The following is a 22,234-nucleotide window of genomic DNA, read 5'->3' on the forward strand; positions in this document are numbered from 1 at the left end:
GCCGTCGGCCAGTCCGTGCCCACGCTCATGCGTGAGGTCGCCGCTGACGACGAATGGCGCCGAGAAGGGTTCGAAGACAGCCGGGGCGCCGCATCCACTCCGTCTCGTACTTCCGCTTGGAGGCGCGTCCCACGCCTCCCGTCCACTCGGTCACACCGCGTCTGCCACCCGGCCCCAGAACCAGTACAGACTGACGATCACGATGGGCGCGGCCATCGCGGGCAGGGCCCAGCGGTGTGCGGGAGTCCGGCGAAGGAGGAGCAGCAGCGGGAACACCACGGCGATGATTCCCAATTGCACCGCTTCGATACCGGCGTTGAAGCTCAGCAGCGACAACAGCAGTTCCCAGGAGAGGTTCTCGTCGATGCCGAGCGCGCCGGCGAAGCCCAGACCGTGGACGAGGCCGAACAGGAACACGGCCGGCAGCCGCCAGCGCCCGGCCCCCTCACGGTCGCGCAGGGCGACGTTGGCCAGCGCCACGACGGCGATGGAGGCGGCGATGACGGGCTCCACGACCGATCCCGGCACGTTCACGACGCCTGTGGCCGCCAGGAGGAACGTGACGCTGTGCGCGGCCGTGAAAGCGGTCGCCGCGAGAACGATGTCGCGCAGGCCGCGGGCGCCGATGAGCAGCGACAGCAGGAAGAGGATGTGGTCCAGGCCGAACAGCAGGTGCTCGGTGCCGAGCAGGAAGAACTCCGCGATCTGGTGCGACTCGTGGTGCCCGCCGGTCTCCAGGGTCGGCTCGGCGGCGGACAGGACCTGGGAGCCCCTTTGCCCGTCGATGTCGTAGTGGACGATCGTCTCGGCGCTGTGGACGAAGCTCTCGGTGTCGGGGAACAGGGCGCTGGAGATCGTGTAGGTGCCGTCTGCGCCGCCCGCGCAGGCGTAGGCCAGGGTGAGGACGGCGAACGGCCGGTTGCCGCGGGTGCGGATGTCCGCGTCGCCGGCGCGGCGGGGTGTGCAGACCTTGCCGTCGTGGGTGACGGCGAAGCGTCCCGTGACGTATTCGGTCACCGCGTCGGCATGGGTGTGGAGCTGGTGCAGCTGCTCTGCGCGGTCCTTCGCCTCGTATGCCTCGGCGTAGAGCCAGGCCGACTTCATGAGCAGGTCGTATTCGAGGTCCAGGGTCGCCTCGACACGGGCTCCGGTGCCCTCCACCTCGACGTACGCGGTTGAGGTCATGTCGTGCGCGGCGGCGGGGGGCGGATGGGCGAGGCCGGCGGCGAGCACGGCCACCAGGGCCGCGACGGTGGTGAGGAGCGCGGCGGACAGTCGGCGCGGCGGGAGCCGGGGCAGCCAGGAGGAGGGCAGGGGGGTTGGCGTGGGCAAGGGGGCGGGACGCATGGAGGTCTCGGTTCTCGTCGTCGAGGGGGCGAACGGCGGCGAGCCCGTCGTCCCGGACCGGTCGGGTCCGGGACGACGGGCATGGGTGCCGGACAGGCGCTACCGGCGGGTCAACCGGTCACCGCCGGTCGGTGGGCGACGTGAACCAGGGGTACGCGGGGGTGTCCGCGCCCCAGACGCCGGGCCGGCCGTGGGCGTCCTCGGTCACGAACGCACTCGGCTCGGAGGCGGTCACGCCGCCGCCGGTGGAGCGCGCCGTGACGAACCACGCGTGGGTCGTGCCGGGCCCCAGTCCCTTCCAGGTCACCGAGGCCGTCTCACCGGAGTCGACCGTGGTCTTCCCGATGACGCTCACGGGGTCGTAGAGCGCCAGCGAGTCGGTCTTGAAGGTCGTCTTGCGGCTGCTGAGGTCGATCGGCAGCACCATGTTGTCCTCGGTGCCGTCGTAGCGGTGGTTCGTGTCGTACTCGGTGGCGCCGAACTCGTCGAGCAGCGGCGAGTAGGTGTCCACGGTCAGCTCGGAGCGGTCGACGTCGAACTGGAGCATCCGGAAGAAGCTCGCGCCGAACTGGAGCCTGTCGTCGGGCTTGTAGCCGCCGATCTCGGTGAGCCCGAGCCGGTCCGCGGACACCGTGTAGAACTGGTAGTCCGCGAGCAGTTCGACGACGTCGTGTGCGACCTCGCCGACCTTGGGCTTCACGTTGGTGCCGACGCCGTGCTCGTGACCGGCGAGGATCAGGAACACGTTCGGGTTGTCCTGGACCACCTTCTTGTACAGCATCGAGCCGTCGGGCGCCGAGAACGGGGCGCCGCGTCCGTTCGGGCTGCTGCTCGGCGCGAGGTAGTCGTGCGAGAGCAGGATGCCGTTGCGGTCGGGGAAGCGCTTGAAGACCGAGTCGGCCCATTCGGCCTCCTCGCGCGTCACGCCGTAGGAGAGGCCGACCACGACGAAGTCGAGGCCGCCGGCGGAGAACAGGTCGTAGTGGTTCTGGTTGTCGCCCTCACGCCACGGGCCGCCGTACTCGGCGTGCTTCCAGCCCTTGGAGAGCGCCTGGTAGCGCTCGGGCCCGTAGTACTGGTTGTAGATCGCGTCCGGCCCGTTCTCGGTGCCCGACTGGTTGTCGTGGTTGCCCGCGATCACACCGTTGGGCACACCCGCGTCGTCCAGGATCTTCTGCTGCTTCGAGGACAGCTCCAGCTCGCCGGTGACCTGGCGCTGCATGGCCTCGTCGGCGGGCTTGCGAATGTTGTTCTCGATGATGTCGCCGGTGTGGGCGACGTACGCGATCTTGCGCTTGTCCTTGTTGTCGGCGATCCAGCGCGACACGTCGCCGTACGCCTTCTCCCAGACCGCGCGCTCCTCGGGCGTCTCCTGCTCCACCGCCCCCTCGGAGAGGTACTGCGTGTCGGTGTAGTGGACGATCGAGAAGTCGTACGAGTCGGGGTCGGCGAACCCGTTCGGGTCACCGGCGTCGATGTCGTCGGCGAACGGATCCTCGCCGGTCACCATGGTGTGGACCTGCTGCCTGTCGACGTACTTCCGGTCGACGACGGCGGTCAGGACGGTGTTGCCCTCGGCGACACCGCGGGCGCTGGTCAGGACGTCCCACTTCGACGTCGCGGTGTTCCACACACGCAGCGCGGCGAGCCGCTCGGGGTCGATGACACCCTCCCAGCGCAGCACCGGCGCGTCGACGTGGCCCTTCACCTGGACGTCGAACCGCTGGAACGTGACGTCCTCGGCGGCCGGCGCCTCGAGCGTCCTGCCGTCGGCGGGGGCGAGGCCTTCGGCCTTCACCTTCTTCTCGCCCTTGACCTCGAGCGTGGTGGGAACGGACGCGGCCGTGCCCTGGAACACCTGGTTCGGGGTGAGGATCTCGGCCTCGGAGAACGTGGCGCTCACCTCGCCGCCGTCGGGCTCGGCCACCTTCGCCGACAGCTTGACGCTGCTGCCCGCGTCGTTCGTCCCGGACTTCGGGGTGAGGTCGGCGGGGACGTCCGGGATGCCGGCGGAGGTGAACTTCACCTTGCGCGTGCCGCTGTTGCCGATGCCATCGGTGCCGGACACCGTCAGGGTGTGCTCGCCGGCGGACAGGCCCGGCCCCACCGGGGCACCGAGCTGGACCGGCTTGCCGTCCAGCTTGACGTCCGGGCCGTTCACCACACCGGAGAGGTCCTCGAGCCGGACATCGAGGACGACCGAGGCGGTGATCTTCTGACCCGCGGCGGGGACGCTGGCGGCCACCCGCGGGGCGGAGTTGTCGGTGACGAGGACCCGGGTCGCGGTGCTGCCGGTCTTCGACGTCGCGGCCAGGGTGTGCTTGCCGTCGTCGAGCTTCGTGGTGTCGAGGTCTGCGCGCAGGCCCTGGGCCGGGCCCTCGACGAAGAACTCGAGGTCGATCTCGGTCAGCGGGTTGACGTTGTCGCCGCAGTTGCCGTCACCGAGGCTGTACGAGCCTTTGAGCATCCGGCCGGCTGCGGTGCCGTTCGCCGGGGTGAGGGTGATGCCGGAGACGGCGAAGTCGTCGTGGTTGTCGCCGCACGACGTCGGATAGGTGCCGGCGACGAAGTCGATCGTGTTCCAGCCGGGGACGAGCCACTCGTTGGGGAAGGCAAGGTCGACGTGCCGGCTGACGAAGTCGCTGTCGAGCACGTGCTTCTGACCGTTCACCAGAATGTGGTTCTGGTAGCGGGCCTCGATCGAGTTGCTGCCCACGGTGAAGCCGAGGGTCGCGTTGCCGGAGCCGAGGGTGTCAAAGACGTGCACGGCCGGGGCGTCGATCGTGTAGTGCAGTTCCACCTCGCGCAGGCGGGTGTCGCTGTTGCCGCACGTGCCGTCGCCCATGGCGTAGGAGTCCGCGATGTCGCGGCCGGTGACGGTGGCGCCGTCGAAAGCGAATGCGAGACGCGAGATGTCGAAGTCGTCGCGGTTGTTGCCGCAGCTCTCCTTGTACGGGCTGGTGACCACCGTGACGGTGTTGTCACCGGGCACCAGGAATCGCGCCGGGATCGCGATGCCGACCCGCTGGCTCACCCAGGTGCCACCCATGTCGATGCGCTTGCCGTTGACGAGCAGGTAGTTGTCGTACCGGTCGTCGATCGAGTCCGACCCGACGTCGAAGGAGAAGGTCGCCGCGCCGTTGCCGAGGTGTGCATCGGTGACGGGCGCGTCGCCGTCCACGGTCAGCGACTCGGCGGCGCCCTCGGCGCCCGCCGGGAGGTTCGTGAACACCGACTGCCGGCCGGCCACCAGCGTGCCGTCCTTGGGCAGCAACCCGGGGGCGCCCGCCGGGGCGTTGTTCACCGTCACGGTGTTCTTGACGGTCCTGTCCGCGGCGGTCGTCGCGGTGAGCGTGTGCACGCCGTTGGCGAGCTTCGTGGTGTCCAGGTCGGCTGTGAGGCCGGTGGTGCCCTGCGGGTCGCCCAGGACGAAGAAGCTGAGTGCTGCCTTCGTCAGCAGCGAGGTGTTGGAACCGCAACTGCCGTCGCCGAAGGAGTACGTGTACTCGTTCTCCTCACCGTCCGCGACCTCGCCGAGCAGGTCCAGGCTGATGTCGGAGAGCACGAAGTCGTCGTAGTTGGTGCCGCACGAGCTGTCGACCGTGCCGGCGAAGAACTCGATCGTGTTCTCGCCCTTGACGAGGTGCTGGTTCGGGATCTCGATCGTGCCCCGCTCGTTGACGAGGTCGCCGATGTCTGCCCGGTACTCGCCGTTGACCAGCACGTAGTTGTGGTAGCGGGCCTCGGTGGAGTTCGACCCGACATCGAAGCTGAGCCGGGACACCCCGACCGTCCGCTCGCCCTCGATGGCCTTCCCGTCGACCGCGAGCCGCGTCACGGAGTCACCTGCCAGCGTCGGCGTGCCCGCGACCTTCTGCGTGCCTTCCAGATATGCACCGTCGCCGGGGGTGAGGGTCGGCAGGCTCGTGCCCTCCGCCGTCCCGCTCCGCCCTGGTATTCGCTGCTCCGAACCGGTTTCGGCGTACGCCGCCGTCAGGTTGCCGCCCACGAGGAGCAGCGCGGTGAGAGCCGCCCCCGCGAGCCGTCGTCCACCTGATCTGCCGGCCGGCCGTTCTCGCCGCTCTGTGGGCCGCATCAGCAGCCGTCCTTCCTGTTCGCCACAAGGTGAAGGGCACGCCGTGACGATGTACGACATGCCCGTGGCGAATCCTGGGCTGCGCAGGTGAATGGAGTTACATCACCCGTAAACAACCAGTGGAAGGATTGTCGGTGGCCTGGGTTCTGAGTCGCTTTCAGTGTCAGTGCCAGAGCCACGTCGGGTCACCGCAGCCGAAATCACGAAGAGCTGCCGCGACGGACGCGAGCGACTCAGCCCTTTCTGTGACGGTCCATCCGAGCTCACGCGTGGGATCGGACTGCCCCCGTCACGGACCCGACCCCGGACATCAGGCCGACATCCCGAGTTCGCCTTCTCTTTCGCGGGTGCTGGTTCGGCGATCCGGGGAGGGACCTAGGTTCGGCCGAATGAGAGCGGTGAGGAGCACGGTCCGGGAATGGACGCTGCGGGGCATGTGGGGTTCCGTGCTGCTCTCGGCGGGCGCGTGGGGCGCCGGCGCGTTGCCACAAGGCATGCGGGACGGGGTGTGGGGAGCACCGGGCCCGCTCGTCACAGCGGTGGGGGCGACGGCAGCGTATGCCGGACTCGGGCTGCTGGTGTGGGCCTGGTGGCAGTTGGGCACGCTCCTGCGGGCCGGTGCGGTGATGAGCCGGAGGCAGCAGTGGAGCACGCTGGGATGCTGGGCGTTGCCTCTGCTGCCCGCGCCGTTGCTGTTCAGCGCCGACGTCTACAGCTATATGGCGCAGGGTGCGCTGGCCCTGCGCGGCTGGAACGTCTACGAGGTCGGCCCGACGGCACTGGGAGGCCCGCTCGCCGCCAATGTCCCGGAGCTGTGGCGGGACGCACCGGCCCCGTACGGGCCGGTGTCCGTGCTGACGAGCCAAGCCGTGGTATCGGTGACCGGGGAGCATCATGTGGTCGCCGCGGTCGTGGGGCTCCGGCTGGTAGCGCTCGCCGGGTTGGCCCTGCTGGCGTGGTCGGTGCAGCGGCTGGCGGTACGGACGGGTGCCGGCGGTGGAGGGGTCTGGTGGGCGGCGCCGCTCAATCCGTTGATGTTGGCGCATGTGGTGGGCGGGGCGCACAACGAGGCACTGATGGTCGGCCTGATGATGGCCGGTTTCGTGGCCTTCCGCTCCGGGCGATGGGGTCTGGGCGCGGCGGTGCTGATGGCGGCCGTGCTGGTGAAGGCCCCGGCTGCGGTGGCATTGGGGTGTGCCGCGATGGTGGCGGTGGCCGCGCAGTCGGGGTGGCGGCGGCGCTGCGGTCGTGCTCTGGGGATCGCCGTGGTGGCCGGCGGGACGCTGTGGCTGGGTGTGCTCCTGTGCGGGCAGGGGTGGGGGTGGCTGCGGACCATGCGTACGCCGACCGAGGTGTACACGCTGCTGTCGGTGAGCACGGACGTGGGCAGAGTGCTGGAGTGGACCGCGGCCGCGGTGGGATGGAACGCCGCGCCGGGGGCGGTGACCGCGGCACGTACGGTCGGGACGCTGGTGGGGCTGGGCGCGGTGGTGTTCTGCCTATGGCGTGCTCCCCGCTACGGGGCGGAACGCGCTGCGGCAATGGGGCTGCTGGCCCTGGTGATGTGCGCTCCCGCGGTGCAGGTGTGGTACCTGCTGTGGGGCGGGGTGCCGCTCGCTGTGGTGGGTTGGCGCACTCTGGCGGATGCCCGGGCGAAGGGGGCGGTGGTCGCTCTGCTCCTGCTGGTGCTGCCCGCGGGCCGGGGGCCCACCTGGACCTATGCGGTCGCCGCCGTCATCGGGGGGTCGTTGACCATTTTGGTTCTGGCATGGACGGCTCAGCGGAGTCGGGAGCAGGCAGCCCTCGCCATGACCGGAGCCGCCGAGACGGGCCGGTTCCCGGCGCATTCACCCTGATGGTGACGTGAACGCGGCACCCCTGTCGGCAGAGGCGCTCCGGCCGGGACTTCCCGGGCATTCGCCCGCGATCGAGCGACGTTGGAGGGCACAACCATGACAACCGCCGTGGACGACAACGCCGTTCCGCCACGGGGCCGGGAACCTCAGGACCCACAGCTTCGGTTGCCACCACTGCTGGCGGTGCGGACCGCGCTGGCCCGCCGAGCGACCTGGGTGCTGGCCGTGAGTTCCCTGGTGATGCTGCTGCTGGTCTGGATCCCCGCCTGCACCCGTTCCGGCATGGTGGATCTGCGGGTCTACCGCACCGGTTCCACCCATCTGCTCTCCGGCGACCTGTACGCCTTCCGGCTTCACCTGCCCGGCCCCGACATCTTCCCTCTGCCCTTCACCTACCCCCCGTTCGCCGCTGCCCTCTTCCTTCCCCTCTCCGCACTCCCGTTCCCGCCGGCGGCGGCCGTCTGGACGGCGGCCTCGCTCCTGGCTCTGGTCGCCTTCGTTCACGGCAGCCTGCGCCTGGCCGCCCCGGACACACCACCCGAGCAGCACCGGCAGCGGGTACTGCTGTGGAGCTCCGCCCTGATGTGGACCGAACCGGTCACCACCACACTCGCCTTCGGACAGATCAATCTGCTGCTCGCGGCCCTGATCGTCCTCGCTGTCCGGCAGCGCGCGGCAGCCGCGGCGGGATTCGGTGTCGGAATCGCCGCCGCGATCAAGCTGACCCCGGCGGTCACCGGTCTCTACTTCCTCATCCGCAGGCGCTGGACAGCTGCCGCGTGGTCGGCCGTGGCGTTCTTCGCCGCGGCGGCGACCGGATGGTGGCTGGCGCCAGGGCCCTCCCGCGACTTCTGGCTCCATGCGGTGGGCGATGCCGCACGCGTCGGCCCCGTCGGATCCGGGCTCAACCAGTCGTTGCGCGGGGCGCTTTCGCGCTCACTCGGCCACGATGTGGGCATGTCCGCCCCATGGTGGACGGCGACCGCTCTGGTGGGCGTGCTGGCACTCCTCGCCGGAGTACGCAGCGCACAGCGGTCCGACCGGCTCGGCTGCCTCCTCGCGGTGCAGGTCTTCGGCCTCCTGGCCAGCCCCATCTCGTGGTCCCATCACTGGGTCTGGGCCATCCCGGCCCTGTTCTGGCTCCTCCACACCCCGCACCGCACCCGCTGGCGCGCAGCCGCTCAGGCCGCCTGGGTGACGACGCTGACCTGCCATCTCGCTTTCTGGCTGGTACAACTCCATCCCCGGATCTTCTCGTTCGACTACTCCTGGCCCCTCGCTGTGCTCGGCTGGGCCTACCCCGTGTGCGCGCTGCTCACCCTCGTGGCTCTGACCGCTGCAACGGATTCGAACGCTGCGTGAGTTTCGACTCGAGAGGCGGCCGCCGAGATCCGGCAGGCGGTGCGCGGCCGCCAGGGATTACGGGACAGTCCTCAGCAGCCGACACCCATCCGAATGTCGCCGCAACGTTCCCGCCGCTCACCGCCAAGCTGCGACGATGCCCCTGCTTCCCGAGCGGGGACAATGGTTCGTTTTCGAGTGTGCGGGGCCGGCCACGTCGGAGTCGCACAGGCGGCCTGACGTGCTCACTGGTCGCCCGTGTGCGGGCGCACGGGGCGTGGCAGTGGCTGACGCCAGTCGCCCAGCGTCGTGAGGAGAAACTGGCGGGCGAGAGGACGTATTTCGTCCCACGCCGGGTCTGTGGCCAGGGCGTTGCCCCAGAGTCCGACGCGGCAGGCGGCATCGATCTCGCCGAGGCGGCGGCCGATGGCCTGAAGATCGCGCAGATTCTTGGGTTCGAAGGCTTCGCGCTCCGTAAGTCCTTCGGAGATGCGGCAGAAAAACTTCAGCTCTTCAACGACGGACTCCGTCTCCAGCTCACGCCCGCCCAGCCAGGCAAGCTGATCCCGGGTGTCGGCCGCGAGGAGGGCCATGAATCGCAGCGTCAAGGTGCGCCAGCGCGCGTCGCCGAGATCGTTCATACACGCAGGATCGCACCTAAGGGCTGTCGAGGCCCGTCCATGCCGGACGCCACGAGCTTCCGGCGAACCTGTCCGGTCAGGGCACTAGCGCACCAGACAGGGGCGCTTGGCGTCGAACGTCCAGCCAGGCACGAGGTACTTCATGCCGGCAGCGTCGTCCCGCGCCCCCAGCGCCTCTTTCCGGTAGAGCTCGTGGGCCGCGAGGAGGCGGTCCATGTCGAGTTCGATGCCCAGGCCGGGGGCGTCGGGGACGGCGATCTCGCCGTCGACGATCCGTGGCGGGGTGACGGTGAGCCGCTCCAGGCCCTCCTGCCAGATCCAGTGCGTGTCCAGGGCGTTGTACTCGCCCGGAGCCGCGGCGCCACAGTGCGTGATCATGGCGAGCGAGATGTCGAAGTGGTTGTTGGAGTGACAGCCCCAGGTCAAGCCCATCGCGTTGCACAGCTGCGCCACGCGCACCGAGCCCTGCATTGTCCAGAAGTGCGGGTCGGCCAGCGGGATGGAGACCGATTGCAGGGCCAGGGCGTGGGCCAGCTGTCGCCAGTCGGTGGCGATCATGTTGGTCGCTGTCGGAAGGCCCGTGGCGCGGCGGAACTCGGCGAGGATCTCGCGTCCGGAGTAGCCACCCTCCGCCCCGCAGGGATCCTCGGCGTAGGCGAGCGTGCCCACCAGCGGCGAGCACAGCTCGACCGCCTCGCGCAGCGACCACGCGCCGTTCGGGTCCAGGGTGATCCGCGCTCCGGGGAAGCGGTCCTTGAGCGCGCGTACGGCCTTGACCTCCTCGGCGCCCGCCAGAACTCCGCCCTTGAGCTTGAAGTCCCGGAAGCCGTACAGATCGTAGGCCGCCTCGGCCTGACGGACGATCGACTCGGGCGTGAGGGCCTCCTCGTGCCGGAGGCGGTACCAGTCGACGTCCGATTCGGGCTCGCGGACGTAACCCAGGTCGGTGCGGTCGGGGTCGCCGACGTAGAAGAGATAGCCCAGCACCCGTACGGAGTCCCGCTGCCGGCCGTCGCCGAGCAGGGCCGCGACCGGCACGTCGAGGTGCTGGCCGAGCAGGTCGAGCAGCGCCGATTCGACGGCCGTGACGGCGTGCACAGTGGTCCGCAGGTCGAAGGTCTGGGCGCCTCGTCCGCCCGAGTCGCGGTCCGCGAAGCGGTTCCCGATCTCGCGCAGGACGCGCTTGTAGTCGCCCACCTTCGCGCCGACGACCAGGGACTCGGCGTCCCGCAGCGTCTGAGTGATCTTCTCGCCGCCGGGCACCTCCCCCAGTCCCGTACGGCCGTCGGAATCCCTGAGGACGACGACGTTGCGGGTGAAGTAGGGGCCATGGGCGCCGGAGAGGTTCAGCTCCATGCAGTCGCGGCCGGCGACGGGGTAGACGGCACAGTGGGTGATGGTCGGCTGGCTCATGCTTGTCGGTTCCTTGGGTAGGGGGCGAGGCGGGGACTGTGATCAGGGGCTTCAGAGGCTGAGGAAGTCGAGGACCCACTCTCCTGCCAGGACGCCGCCCAGGCCGAGGACCGCGAGCACCGTCGTATAGCTGGTACGGACCTTGATCGCCTCGATGACCGAGAGGTTGAAGTACTCCTTGAACAACCAGAATCCCGGGTCGTTGACGTGGGAGAAGGCGATCGACCCGCACGAGACGGCGAGCACCATCATCTCGGGGTGGGCCCCGCTGCCCGCCAGGAGCGGCAGCACCACGCCGGAGGCCGTGACGACGGCGACCGTCGCCGAACCGAGCGCGACGCGGAGGATGACCGCGATGAGCCACGCCAGGATGATCGGCGAGATCGACCAGCTCTCCGTGGCGTCCTTGATGTAGTCGGAGATCCCGCCTTCGACGAGGACGTTCTTGAAGGCGCCGCCCGCGCCGATCACCAGGAGGATCATCGCCATCGCCTGGGCCGCCGAGGAGCAGGAGGCGCTGACGTCCGCCAGGCTGCGGCCGATCCGCGGTCCGAACGCCCAGACCGCCAGGAGAAAGGTCAGAAGGAGCGCGATCGGCGCCGAGCCGATGAAGACAACCACGTGCAGGAACGAGTTCTCGCCGGACGTGACCATGTCGGTCACGGCGGCGCCGGCGATCAGCACCACCGGGAAGAGGGCCACGAACAGCGACCAGCCCATGCCGGGCATCTCCTCGTCGGTGAACTCGCGCTCACTGACCAGGCCCTTGGGTATGGAGGGGTTCATCGCCTTGACGAACGGCAGACGCGGCCACACGAGCGCGACGAGCGCACCGGCCGGTACGGCGATGAAGAGGCCGTAGAAGAGGGTGTGGCCGACGGAGGCGTGGAAGGTCGCGGCCACGGCGGTGGGGCCGGGGTGCGGCGGCAGGAAGCTGTGCATCGTGGACAGAGCGATCGACATCGGCAGGCCCACCCACAGCAGGTTCGCCCCGGTGACCCTGACCAGTGTGAACGCGATGGGCACGATGATGATGAAGGCGACCTCGTAGAACATGGTCACGCCGATGAGCATGGACGTCACCACCATGGCCACCTGGACCCAGCGGGGGCCGAAGGCGTCGAGGAGTTTGCCGGCTATGCGCTGTGCGGCGCCGGAGTCCCCCATGATGCGGCCGACCATGGCGCCGAGCCCGATGGTGAGCATGGTGTCGCCGACCTGCCCCCCGATGCCCTCCGAGAGGACGTCCGGGATGTCGACCACCGGAATCCCCCGGACCAGCGCGACGCCGACCGCGACGAGCAGGAGCGCGGCAAAGCCGTTGAGTTTCAGTCGGGTCATGAGGAGCAGCAGAACCAGAACGCTGATCCCGACTACGAGGAGTGGCATGTCAGTTCCCCTTTGAACTGTCGAACTGTCGAACCGCTGACCTGCTGGTGACTCCTCGTCGGAGCCGGTGGCAAGGGCGGTGGGTGAAGGGGGTGCGGCAGGTGGCGGGGCGGCGTCAGGCGGCGCGTCGGCGCACGGCTCCGACCAGGTTCGGCCCGCCGTCGAGGAGCTTCTCCAGGTCGGCGAGGTCAGCCGGGCCGGCGTCGGTGAGCGGGGCGGGTACGGGGCCGACCGGCAGACCGCGCGGCCGGGCCGCGGCCTTGAAGCTCGTCCGTCCCATGAATCCCATCCCCATATGCAGATGACGTACACGTATGGGAACGGAGGTTAGGTGGGTGACCAGGACGCGGTCAATGGGTGCGCCGACGCGGATTTAAGATGAGGCCATGCCGGAAAGCAGCGGGGTCCGTGGGGTGAAGTCGGCGGCCCGGACCGTCGCACTGCTCGAACTGCTCGCCGCACGGGGCGACCGGCCCGCACGCCTGGACGAACTCGCCATGGAACTGGGCGTCCCGCGCAGCAGCATGTACCAGCTGCTTCAGACCCTCGTCGACTGCGGCTGGGTGCGCTCCGACACGACCGGCTCTCTCTACGGCATCGGCATCCGCGCCCTGCACACGGGCACGAGCTACCTGGACAGCGACCCACACGTGCGCACGGCCCGCCCCTATCTCGACGAGGCTTCGGACGCGCTGGGCGAGACGATTCATCTGGCACGGCTCGACGGACCGAACGTCATCTACCTCGCCACGCGCGAGTCCCACGAGTACCTGCGCACCATCAGCCGGGTCGGCCGCCGGATCCCGGCCCACGCCGGAGCCCTCGGCAAGGCTCTGCTCGCCGAGCGCCCCGACGACCAACTCCCGCTCAGCGAAGGCCCTTTGGCAGCCCTCACGGAGAACACCCACACCGAACGCGCCGCGCTGCTCGCCGACCTCGCCGAAGTGCGGAAGCGTGGCTACTCCGTCGAGCACGAGGAGACAGTGCCCGGCATCGCGGGTTTCGGCTTCGCCCTGAGATACGACACGCCGGCCACCGACGCCATCAGCTGCTCGGTGCCGGTGGCGCGACTCAGCGAGGAGCACGGGGCCCGGATCGTCGCGGTCATGCGGGAGATACGGACGAAGATCGAGAGTGTCCTCACGCCCGCTTCAGGCGCTCCTGACTGGCGCTGACGCCCGCGGCGCTCCTTAGAGGAGCTCACAAAATGGGCGCCCGGTTCGCGACGCCTGGCACGCACGCTCGCTGCGTTGCCGAAATGCCCAAGTAGCTCCGCTACGAGGGTCTTCCAGCGCCTTGCGATCGCACGCACCAGACGCCGTGAGCTGATCGGACTCCCATTTTGTGAGCTCCTCTAATAGGGCTTGGTCAGGTGCGTCTTGGTGCTGGTATGTCGCGGTGGCAGGTGGGGCAGGCGCCGGTCCAGACCGCGAGCAGGGTCTGCAGTTCGCGGACGACTTGGTAGAGGCTCAGGCCGGCGCCGCGTCTTTTGGGGTTTGGGCCAGTCGTTGCAGGGTGCAGAAGGCGTGCGCGGCGGAGACGAGGGTGACGTGGTGGTGCCAGCCGCCCCAGGTGCGGCCCTCGAAGTGGGCCAGGCCCAGGGCCTGTTTCATCTCCCGGTAGTCGTGTTCGATGCGCCAGCGGAGCTTGGCGAGCCGGACCAGCGAGGCCAGGGGCATGCCGGAGGGCAGGTCGGACAGCCAGAACCGGATTGGCTCGGGCTCGCCGGCGGGCCATTCGGCCAGCAGCCAGCACTCCGGCAGCTCCGGGCCGTCGGTGGCCTGCCGGACCTCGCGTCCGGCGGGCCGGATGCGCAAGGCCACGAAGCGGGAGTAGATGCGCTTGAAGCCGGAGCGGCCGGTGCCGGGCCGGGAGCCTTCCCGCCACTGCACCCCGCGGGCGGCCTTCCGCCCCGCCGCGATGACCAGCTCCTTCACCGACTGCGGCTTGTCGGGATACTTGGCCACCGGTGGGCGTCCGGTCCCGGAGTACGGCTCGGCCACCGGCACCGCGCCGGCGGGCTGGGCCGACAGCGTGCTGGAGATCCCCACCACGTAGTTCAGGCCGCGGGCCTGCAGTCCGTGCCGGAACGCGGCAGCATCGCCGTATCCGGCGTCCGCGACGGCCAGCGGCACCTCGATGCCCCACGAGCGGGTCTCGTCGAGCATGTCCAGAGCGAGCTGCCACTTCTCCACATGCCCGACATCCTCGGGGATCTGGCAGGCGGTGCGTCGGGCGGCCTTGTCCGGATCGGCCTTCGGCGAGTGGGGGTCCCATGTCTCGGGCAGGAACAGCCGCCAGTTGACCGCCGCCGAAGCGTGGTCGGACGCGAGGTGGAGCGAGACGCCGACCTGGCAATTGGTGACCTTGCCCGCCGTGCCGGTGTACTGCCGCGACACACACGCCGAAGCGGTCCCGTCCTTCAGGAACCCCGTGTCGTCGACAATGAGCGCGGACGGCCGGATCGCCGCTTCCATTCTCCAGGCCACCCTGGCCCGCACATGCGCCGGATCCCACGGGCTGGTGGTCACGAAATTGGCCAGCGCCTGCCGATTCCCGTCCTCACCCAGCCGGGCCGCCATCGGCTCGACCGACTTGCGCCGCCCGTCGGTCAACAACCCCCGCAGGTAGACCTGCCCCCACCGACGCTGATCCTTCCGCGCGAACGGCTCGAACACCTCCGCCGCGAACGCCTCCAACTCACCACGCACCGCCGCAATCTCGTCCGGAGTCACACACTCCCAACGCCACACCGGGCCAGAAGGAAACGCACCACCACAGCCAACCTGACCAAGCACTACTAAGGGCTGCCCCGTAATCCCTGGCGGGACAGCCCTTGGCGGACCCCTTCTTCCAAGGGGCCGGAACGCAGCGGTAGTTCGCCGGCCACTTGAATCCGTCTTCGGGGCGTGACACTTCGGCCTCTTCGGCGGCCATTGACTGCGGGACAGCCCTCGGGCACGTGACACCCTTCGGGCAGGAATGGGCAAGTTCGCAATATCGCCGTGCGCCTCACCGCAGGACGCGGCACGGGCGGCGCTGATCATTTTCTACCGGAAGATCAGTACCTGCGGCCACCCGTACCGCGGCTTCCGGTATACCCGACTGAACTCTTTTCTTGATTTTCAGAGCATGATGAGCAGACGCGTCTTCGGCTTGAGCTTTCTGTTCACCGAACGACTCTGCACGTACACCTCCAACTTGGGATTGTTCCCCGCCTTCACGGAGACGGTCCCCTGGATACCCGTACCGAACAGAAGGCTGCGCGCCGCGGCGCCCGTATAGGCTCGATCGGTGTCCTTCTCGACCACGACGACTTCCTTGTTCGGCTGAACCTGGGCCCTGGCGCCCAGCTGGTAGTAGCACGAACCGCGTTCGTACGTCACGCCCGGATGCGAATCGACGAAGGGGCGAATCTCGACCTCCTTGTCAACTTTCAGGAGCCGATACTTGTCGGCCGGAATCGGTTCGAGGTTCGCCCGCACCTCGTCGACCGATATGTCCTGGCCGACGGCGAACAGGTTCTTCGTGCCGCGCACGCCCTGCTCGCGGCCCCGGAGGAAGCTGGTGGCGGCAGCGCGCACGGTGCCGATCGCCTCCTCGACGCCCTCCTGGGAATCCGCATCCCAGATGGCGATGTTTCCGGCCGGGAAACCGTAGTTCTGGGCGGTGCGCTTCGCCAGGGAGTTCGGAACGAGGATCGCGGACGTCCAGTGGCCCGGAAGCCCGCCCATCTTCGCCGCGATCCTGTCGAGCCAGGGGCCGAGAATGGCCATATCGCCGTCGTGCCGCCTGTCGCCGCCGGAGGCGTTCTCCTCGCCGTCCGTCACCACGATCTGGAGGAAGCTGTGCTCGCCGTATTCCTCCCAGATATGACCCAGGTCGTCCAGGGACTTCAGAGAAGCCTCGATGAGGGCCGTAGCGCCGTTGTTGACTTTGTACAGACCCCGCATGGACGGCAGATGCTTCACGTCCATGTCCCAGACCAGGTTCTCCACCTTGTGGTCGAAGGAGTAGAGGCTGATCCGGGTCTCATGGCCGAGACTGTCCGACTCGGCCTTCAGACCCGCTACGAACTCATCCACGACGCGGATGAGCTGCCCCTGGTGCTGACGCATGGAACCCGAACAGTCCACTACCAGCGCGACGTGATTCACCTTGTGCTGGATCTTGTTGGCGGACACGTTTCTGCTCCTTCTCCGCGGCTCCCCGAGTGATGCTTGAACTCTATGGGGAGGCACTGACAACGGCGTTTGACGCACAATCACCTGGCGACCGTGCGAGATCCGTTGCGCGCAGAGCCCTACCGTGTCGCGTCTGTTGCCGTGGATGTCGTGAACGGCAGCACGAGCCGGGAGGGGTGTGCGGCATCGCGGTAGATCTTGTGGGTGACGGGCCGGCCCACCGGCAGGTGGAAGGCGTCCGGCGGCAGCAGCGCGTTGTGCGCGTCGACCAGCGGCTCGTCGTTCGACAGCTCCACCACCAGGCGGTGCCCTGGCTTGAATGTGGCTGCGAACGGGTAGAGCCGCAGCACGTATTCCTCAATCTTCCCGGGCTCCACCGGCACCGCGCGGGTGTGCGGGTGGTAAGGGTTGCCCTCGGTGGTGCGCTTCTCGTCGAGCTCTCGGTGGGAGGCTTTGAGGTAACCGGTGGTGATCAGCTGCCGACCGCCGCCGGGAGCCTCGTCCCACAGGCGCAGGATGAAGTTGGTGTCGTCCTGGTCGATCTCCGCGAACAGGTGCGCCGCACCGGTGCCGATCAGTTCGGTGGGCTCCTCGAACGGCTCGGTGCTCCAGCTCAGCACCTCCACCTTGTCGGTGACGGTGAGCGGTGCCTGGTAGAAGCCGTCGGGGGCGGCGTGCTCGGTACCCATGGGCTCGGGCTCGAAGGAGAGCTTGCGCCGCGGGCGCAGGTGGAGCGACTTGTACTCGGCCTCCTTCGGCGGCCACTGCGCTGCGGTGACCACCTCGCGCGAGCCCTCCACGAAGACGCTCACGGCCGGCTCGTCCATGATGCCGTTGTCGATGCCCTTGAGCCAGTAGTCGTACCAGCGGAACATCTTGTCGTGCTCCTCGATCCAGGGGCGCGACTGCATCGGCGGGTAGGAGCCGATGTCCAGCTTCTTGGGACCCTTCAGGACGTCGAACAACTCGATGTGGCCGTCCACGGTCCAGCCGCGCCCCTGGTCGATCTGCAGGTAGACCGGGATGTCGATGTTCTCGGCCAGCGTGATCGGGTTGCGCTCCTCGTACCAGTCGCCGTCGAGGTGGTTCATCACGATGTCGAACCAGAACTCGCGGTTCTTCGGGTATTTGAGCACATGGACGAGGTTCGGCCAGGCCGCCACGTCCGGGTCCTGCAGCCGCTCCTCGACGAGCTTGTTCAGCTCCTCTCGGGAGTGGACCTCCTGCATGCGGGACCTGACGTCGGTGTGCGCGATGCCGGAGTCACCGCCGCGGCCCTCGCGGGCGGCGCGCGGCATGAACCACATGATGCCGCCGTGATAAGTGGTCTCGTAGAAGTCGTAGTGGCCGCCGCTGACGAAGATCGCCTTGAGGTGCGGTGGCCGCTCAGCAGCGGCGAGCACCTGCATCGAGCCGAAGTAGGAGATGCCGATCATGCCGACGTTGCCGTCACACCACGGCTGCGCGGCGACCCACTCGATGAGGTCGTACAGGTCCTGCCCCTGGGGAACGCCGCCGAAGTTGTAGTTGCCGATCATGACACCGCCGGAGTCACCGGTTCCGCGCATGTCGCCGATGACGTGGACGTAACCCTCCTTGACGACGCGCGCGATGTCACCGGCCTCGATGCAGCCGTCCCACATCGGACTGGGCCGGCGCTGCGGCGGCGTGGTGAGGGCGAGGGCCTGCAGTTCCTTGCCGTAGGCGCTCATCGCGATCAGGGCCGGCCGCGGCGTGTCGTCCTGGCCGTGGTAGGCGTCCACGGCGAGTTCGACGCCGTCCCGCATCGGCACCCGGAGGTCCTTGCGGACGGCGATGGCCTGCTCACCGGCCCGGATCGTCTGGAAGTCAGTCATGAGTGCGAAGCTCCTCTGGGGGTCTGGGGGTCGTCCCCCGGGACAGTGCGGTACGAGTTCTGTTCGAGGTGCGTGCGGTAGCCGTGCATCGAGGTGAAGAACGGCGACGGCTCGAGCGCGGGGTCGCCGGTGTAGTCGAGCTCCTCGGCGACGCGGGCGAACGGCGAGTACGGTGAATCCGTCTGCTGCAGGCCGGCCTGCAGGCAGCCGCAGGCGGCCGCCGTGACCCGGCCCTCGACGGCGAGGCTCTGGGCAATGGCTTCCTGGGCCTGCGCGGCGTTCAGCTCGACGCCGTACGCCGTGCCGTCGGCGCGACGGTAGGGGTGTCCGAGGTACAGGTGCTGCGGACGGATCTCGTCACGCACGTACTCCAGGCTGGTGCGGTAGGCGACGGGGTCCAGGTAGCCGGGGAAGCCGTTGGCCGCCCCGTGGACCTGAACGGCGTCGCCGACGAACACCGAGCGCTCACCCTCGACGACGTACGCGACCGATCCGGGCGTGTGACCCGGAATCGAGTGCACCGAGACGGTGACGTCGCCGCCGAGGGAGATGGTCTCGCCGCCCTTGACGAGCATGGAGGGCTCCATCTCGCCTGAGATGACGGCATGTGCCGCGGCCGTCACCTTCGCCTCGCCCTCGGGGTCACCCAGGTACTGGCCCCGTCCCGCGAGGTACTCCTCCACGTGGGCCCGTCGCGAGCGGAGCATCGGTGCGTCGGCCTCGTGGATCACCACCTGTGCGCGCCGGCCGGTGAGCTCCCACAGTGCATGCGCCCCGCCGACGTGGTCGATGTGACCGTGGGTCAGCAGGATCCAGCGCACGTCCTGGATGCGGCGCCCGATCGCCTCGAGCGCGGGAAGCATCCCTTCGGCCGGCGAGGAGGCGATCCCGGTGTCGACGACGGCCGGCTCGGGCGCGTCGATGAAGAAGCTGTAGAGACCGAACCGGCCCCACGGCGAGACCAGGGGATGGACGTTGACTGCGTGCGTCATGGCTTTCTTTCCGAACTCGTACGTGGGTCGGGCAGGTCAGCGCCGACTGAGGAAGTCGCGCGTCTGAGCGAAGACCCTGTGGTACTCCGGGATCCAGGAGAAGTGCTGGACGAATCCGTGGCCCGCACCCTCGTACCGGCTCACCGTCGCCTCCACACCGGCCTCCCGCAGCCGCCGGCCGTAGAGCTCGCCCTCGTCGCGCAGCGGGTCGTGCTGCGCGGTGACGATGAGGGCCGGCGGCAGCCCGGTGAGGTCCGCCCGCTTGATCGGCGAGACGAGAGGGTCCGCCGGATCGGCGCCGCTGTCGATGTAGAACGCGTTGAAGGGTTTCAGCCCTGCCGTCTCCAGGCCGAAGCCCACGGCGTTCTCCCGTAGCGAGGCATAGCGGTCGACGTCGAAGTCGAGGTCGAGCGAGGGGTAGTAGAGGACCTGGTGCGTGATCCGGTCGAAGCCGTCGTCGTGCGCCCTGGCCGCGACCGCCGCGACGAAGGTGCCGCCGGAACTGTCGCCGGCGATGGCGAGGGTCGTGCCGTCCCAGGCGAGGCTCGCACCTTCCTCGGCAGCCCAGCGCACGACCGCGTAGCAGTCGTCGAGACCGGCCGGAAAGGCGGCCTCGGGCGCCAGGCGGTAGCCGACGGAGACGACCTTGAGACCGGTCTCCATGGCCAGCGAGCGCGCGACATGGTCGTGCGTCTCCAGGCTGCCGAGGAAGAACGCGCCACCGTGGAAGTAGACGAGCACGCCGTACTCATCGGCCTCGACCGGCGTGTGGATACGCACCGGCACCTCGCCCGACGCCGTCCGCGCGGTCACGTCCTCGACCGCGTGGAGCGGCAGGCGCTGCTCGAGGGGAGCGACGTGCGCCTCGTCCGAGGCGCGCATGGAGACCGGGTCGAGGGGACCCTCGGGCGGGTCAGGCAGGCCGGCGAGAACCTTGGCGATCTCAGGATGCAGCGGCATGAAGTCACTCCTGCGGGGCGGCGGTTGCGGGCTTCTGACCGGGGAAGACGTCATCGATCTCTTCCTCGGTCCACCCCTGACGCGAGATGCGCTGCAGCTCGTCGGTCACCGGCTTGCGGGTGGTCTGGTACAGAGCCAGCGCCTCCTTCAGGGAATCCGCCTGCCGCAGGGCGTCGGCGAGCGCTCCGGCGTCCTCGATGGCCGAGTTCGCGCCCTGGCCCTGGTGGTGCAGCATCGAGTGGGCCGCGTCGCCCACGAGGACGACGGAGTCCGAGTGCCACGTGTCGACCGGGTCGATGTCGTAGACCGCGCGGACGCTCACGGTGTTCATGTCGAGGTCGCGCGTGATGTTCACGAGACGCTCATCGAAGCCTTCCACCGTCGCCAGGAGGTCGTCCTTGGTGACCTGCGGTGCCCAGGTGCTGTCCGGGCACAGGGCGGTGATGTCGAACGACACCTGGTTGCGGTGGCGCAGCGGCAGCAGGTAGATCTTCGTGCCCCGGCCGATGTACATCCGGAGGTTGTCGTCGACGACCATCCCGTGGGCGTCGTCGGCGGGGATCACCGTGCGGTAGGCGTGCTCACCCGAGAACACCGGGCCCTTGTCGCTGAACAGCTGCCGGCGCACCACCGACTTGATGCCGTCGGCACCGACGACCAGGTCGGCCTCGACGGTTTCGCCGCCCGCGAAGGTGAGGACGGAGCGGTCGCCCCTGTCCTGGATGGTCTCCAGCTTGTGGCCGAGGTGCACCATGCCCTCGGGGAGCACACCCAGGAGAGCCTCGATGAAGTCCCCGCGGTGGATCAGGTGGGTCTTGGTCTCCTCGGCGAAGTCGTGGATCCCCGGCCACGTCTCCTTCATGATCGGGTCACCGGTGGCGGTGAGGATTTCGAAGTAGTCGCTCGGCGAGCTCACCTTCGCGATCGCGTCGAGGATTCCCCACTGGCGGAACCGGTTCATGGTAGAAGGACGCAGGCCGATGCCGGCGCCGACTTCGCGGATCTGGTTCGCCTGCTCGTAGACGTCGACGTCGGCGCCGAGCAGGCTCAGGGCCTTGGCCGCCGCCGCGCCGCCGTACCCCGCGCCGACGATGGCGACTTTCAGGTTGTTCAGGTCTGAGGGCTGCATGGTGGTCCTACCTTTCAAGCGTGGGTTTCCGCTGGTCATTCGTAAGATCGACGGGCCCGGGGGCTCCGGGTATGGCTGTCATGGAGGAGCCGATCGGATGGCTCAGAGAACATGGCCGCCCGGAGCCCCGCGACGACTCGACCGCCAATTGGGATACGCGACTTGATCGCTCTGTAGGACTACGTCGGCGAGGTCGTCTGCGGGATGGACTGACGACGAGCTGACGGAGGTGGCCGTGCCCCAGATCTGGGCCGGGATGGACATCGGCAAGGAGCATCACCACTGCGTGGTGATCAACGAGCGGGGCGAACGGCTGCTCTCCCGCCGAGTCCTGAACGACGAGGCGGCCCTGCTGGAGCTGATCCGCGACGTCCTGGACATCGACCAGGACGTGCTGTGGGCAGTGGACGTCAATCACGGCGGCGCTGCGCTGCTGATCGGTCTGCTGCTCAACCACGGTCAGCCCATGGCCTACCTCACCGGCCTGGCCGTCCACCGCGCGTCCGGCACCTACCGCGGGGAGGGCAAGACCGACGCCAAGGACGCCTTCGTCATCGCCGACCAGGCCCGCATGCGCCGCGACCTGGGCCTGCTGCGGCCCGGCGACGAGATAGCCATCGGCCTGCGGATCCTCACCACCCACCGCACCGACCTCGCAGGCGACCGCACCCGCCAGATCAACCGGCTCCGCGCCCAACTGCTGGAGTTCTTCCCAGCGTTGGAACGCACGCTGGACCTGACCAACAAGGGTCCCGTCATTCTCCTGACGGGATACCAGACACCGGCCGCCATCCGCCGCGCCGGCGCGAAGCGTATCGAGACCTGGCTGCGTAATCGCAAGGTCCGCGGCGCCGCGGCCCTGGCCAAGGCCGTCCTGGAGGCGGCGCAGGCCCAGCACACCGCGCTGCCCGGCGAGACACTGGCCGCCGGCATGGCGGTCCGTCTCGCGAAGGCGGTGATGGCCCTCGACGAGGAGATCGCCGAGCTCGACGCACTCATCGAGACCCGGTTTCGTGAGCACCCGCACGCC

16 protein-coding genes are annotated in these 22,234 nt (G+C 68.8%); 4 read left to right on the forward strand and 12 right to left on the reverse strand.

Annotated elements, in window-relative coordinates; all coding sequences use genetic code 11:
• Positions 1–150 precede the first annotated feature (150 nt).
• Positions 151–1,332 carry a HupE/UreJ family protein gene (locus ACFU8W_RS33210; protein ID WP_384045141.1) on the reverse strand — a complete coding sequence of 394 codons (1,182 nt, stop codon included), beginning with the start codon at positions 1,330–1,332 and terminating at the stop codon, positions 151–153.
• Positions 1,333–1,465: 133 nt separating this feature from the next.
• Entirely contained in the window at positions 1,466–5,443 is a 3,978-nt protein-coding gene (locus tag ACFU8W_RS33215; RefSeq protein ID WP_384045144.1) for a metallophosphoesterase, read from the reverse strand.
• A 389-nt stretch (positions 5,444–5,832) separates the two neighbouring features.
• On the opposite strand from ACFU8W_RS33215, the gene mptB reads away from it, so the two are divergent.
• Positions 5,833–7,299: a polyprenol phosphomannose-dependent alpha 1,6 mannosyltransferase MptB gene (gene mptB, locus ACFU8W_RS33220; protein WP_384045147.1), complete on the forward strand. Its 1,467-nt coding sequence runs from the start codon at positions 5,833–5,835 to the stop codon at positions 7,297–7,299.
• A 96-nt stretch (positions 7,300–7,395) separates the two neighbouring features.
• Positions 7,396–8,661 (forward strand): glycosyltransferase 87 family protein, encoded by a 1,266-nt coding sequence (locus ACFU8W_RS33225; protein ID WP_384045150.1) that lies wholly within the window; start codon positions 7,396–7,398, stop codon positions 8,659–8,661.
• A 224-nt stretch (positions 8,662–8,885) separates the two neighbouring features.
• Here the strand turns inward: ACFU8W_RS33225 and ACFU8W_RS33230 are convergent, their stop codons facing one another.
• The 4 genes from ACFU8W_RS33230 to ACFU8W_RS33245 form a co-directional block, all read right to left on the reverse strand.
• A complete protein-coding gene (locus ACFU8W_RS33230) occupies positions 8,886–9,281 on the reverse strand; it encodes a hypothetical protein (protein WP_384045154.1) in 396 nt (131 codons plus the stop codon).
• 84 nt (positions 9,282–9,365) lie between these two features.
• Complete coding sequence (locus ACFU8W_RS33235; RefSeq protein ID WP_384045157.1) at positions 9,366–10,694, reverse strand: enolase C-terminal domain-like protein; 1,329 nt, start codon at positions 10,692–10,694, stop codon at positions 9,366–9,368.
• 51 nt (positions 10,695–10,745) lie between these two features.
• Positions 10,746–12,083: a gluconate:H+ symporter gene (locus ACFU8W_RS33240; RefSeq protein WP_384045160.1), complete on the reverse strand. Its 1,338-nt coding sequence runs from the start codon at positions 12,081–12,083 to the stop codon at positions 10,746–10,748.
• Between the two features lie 115 nt (positions 12,084–12,198).
• Positions 12,199–12,363 carry a hypothetical protein gene (locus ACFU8W_RS33245; RefSeq protein WP_384045164.1) on the reverse strand — a complete coding sequence of 55 codons (165 nt, stop codon included), beginning with the start codon at positions 12,361–12,363 and terminating at the stop codon, positions 12,199–12,201.
• A gap of 106 nt (positions 12,364–12,469) precedes the next feature.
• On the opposite strand from ACFU8W_RS33245, the gene ACFU8W_RS33250 reads away from it, so the two are divergent.
• On the forward strand, positions 12,470–13,258 hold the full coding sequence (locus tag ACFU8W_RS33250; RefSeq protein ID WP_384045167.1) for an IclR family transcriptional regulator: 789 nt from the start codon (positions 12,470–12,472) through the stop codon (positions 13,256–13,258).
• Between the two features lie 294 nt (positions 13,259–13,552).
• Here ACFU8W_RS33250 and ACFU8W_RS33255 read toward each other — a convergent pair whose 3' ends face one another.
• The 6 genes from ACFU8W_RS33255 to ACFU8W_RS33280 form a co-directional block, all read right to left on the reverse strand.
• A complete protein-coding gene (locus ACFU8W_RS33255) occupies positions 13,553–14,818 on the reverse strand; it encodes an IS701 family transposase (protein WP_384045170.1) in 1,266 nt (421 codons plus the stop codon).
• Positions 14,819–15,208: 390 nt separating this feature from the next.
• A complete protein-coding gene (locus ACFU8W_RS33260; protein ID WP_384045194.1) occupies positions 15,209–16,267 on the reverse strand; it encodes a VWA domain-containing protein in 1,059 nt (352 codons plus the stop codon).
• Positions 16,268–16,386: 119 nt separating this feature from the next.
• The gene (locus tag ACFU8W_RS33265; protein WP_384045173.1) at positions 16,387–18,123 is read right to left on the reverse strand and encodes a CocE/NonD family hydrolase; all 1,737 of its coding nucleotides are present in this window, start codon (positions 18,121–18,123) and stop codon (positions 16,387–16,389) included.
• Positions 18,120–19,115, reverse strand: a complete 996-nt coding sequence (locus ACFU8W_RS33270; protein ID WP_384045176.1) for an MBL fold metallo-hydrolase — start codon at positions 19,113–19,115, stop codon at positions 18,120–18,122. The genes ACFU8W_RS33265 and ACFU8W_RS33270 overlap by 4 nt, the downstream gene beginning before the upstream one ends.
• 36 nt (positions 19,116–19,151) lie before the next feature.
• Positions 19,152–20,075: an alpha/beta hydrolase gene (locus ACFU8W_RS33275; RefSeq protein ID WP_384045179.1), complete on the reverse strand. Its 924-nt coding sequence runs from the start codon at positions 20,073–20,075 to the stop codon at positions 19,152–19,154.
• A 4-nt stretch (positions 20,076–20,079) separates the two neighbouring features.
• Entirely contained in the window at positions 20,080–21,204 is a 1,125-nt protein-coding gene (locus tag ACFU8W_RS33280) for an FAD-dependent monooxygenase (RefSeq protein ID WP_384045182.1), read from the reverse strand.
• A 235-nt stretch (positions 21,205–21,439) separates the two neighbouring features.
• Between ACFU8W_RS33280 and ACFU8W_RS33285 the strand changes: the two genes are divergently transcribed.
• A partial coding sequence (locus ACFU8W_RS33285; protein WP_384045184.1) for an IS110 family transposase occupies positions 21,440–22,234 on the forward strand: 795 nt, incomplete at its 3' end.

It is taken from the genome of Streptomyces sp. NPDC057565 (assembly GCF_042801455.1).
Taxonomy (GTDB): domain Bacteria; phylum Actinomycetota; class Actinomycetes; order Streptomycetales; family Streptomycetaceae; genus Streptomyces; species Streptomyces yanii.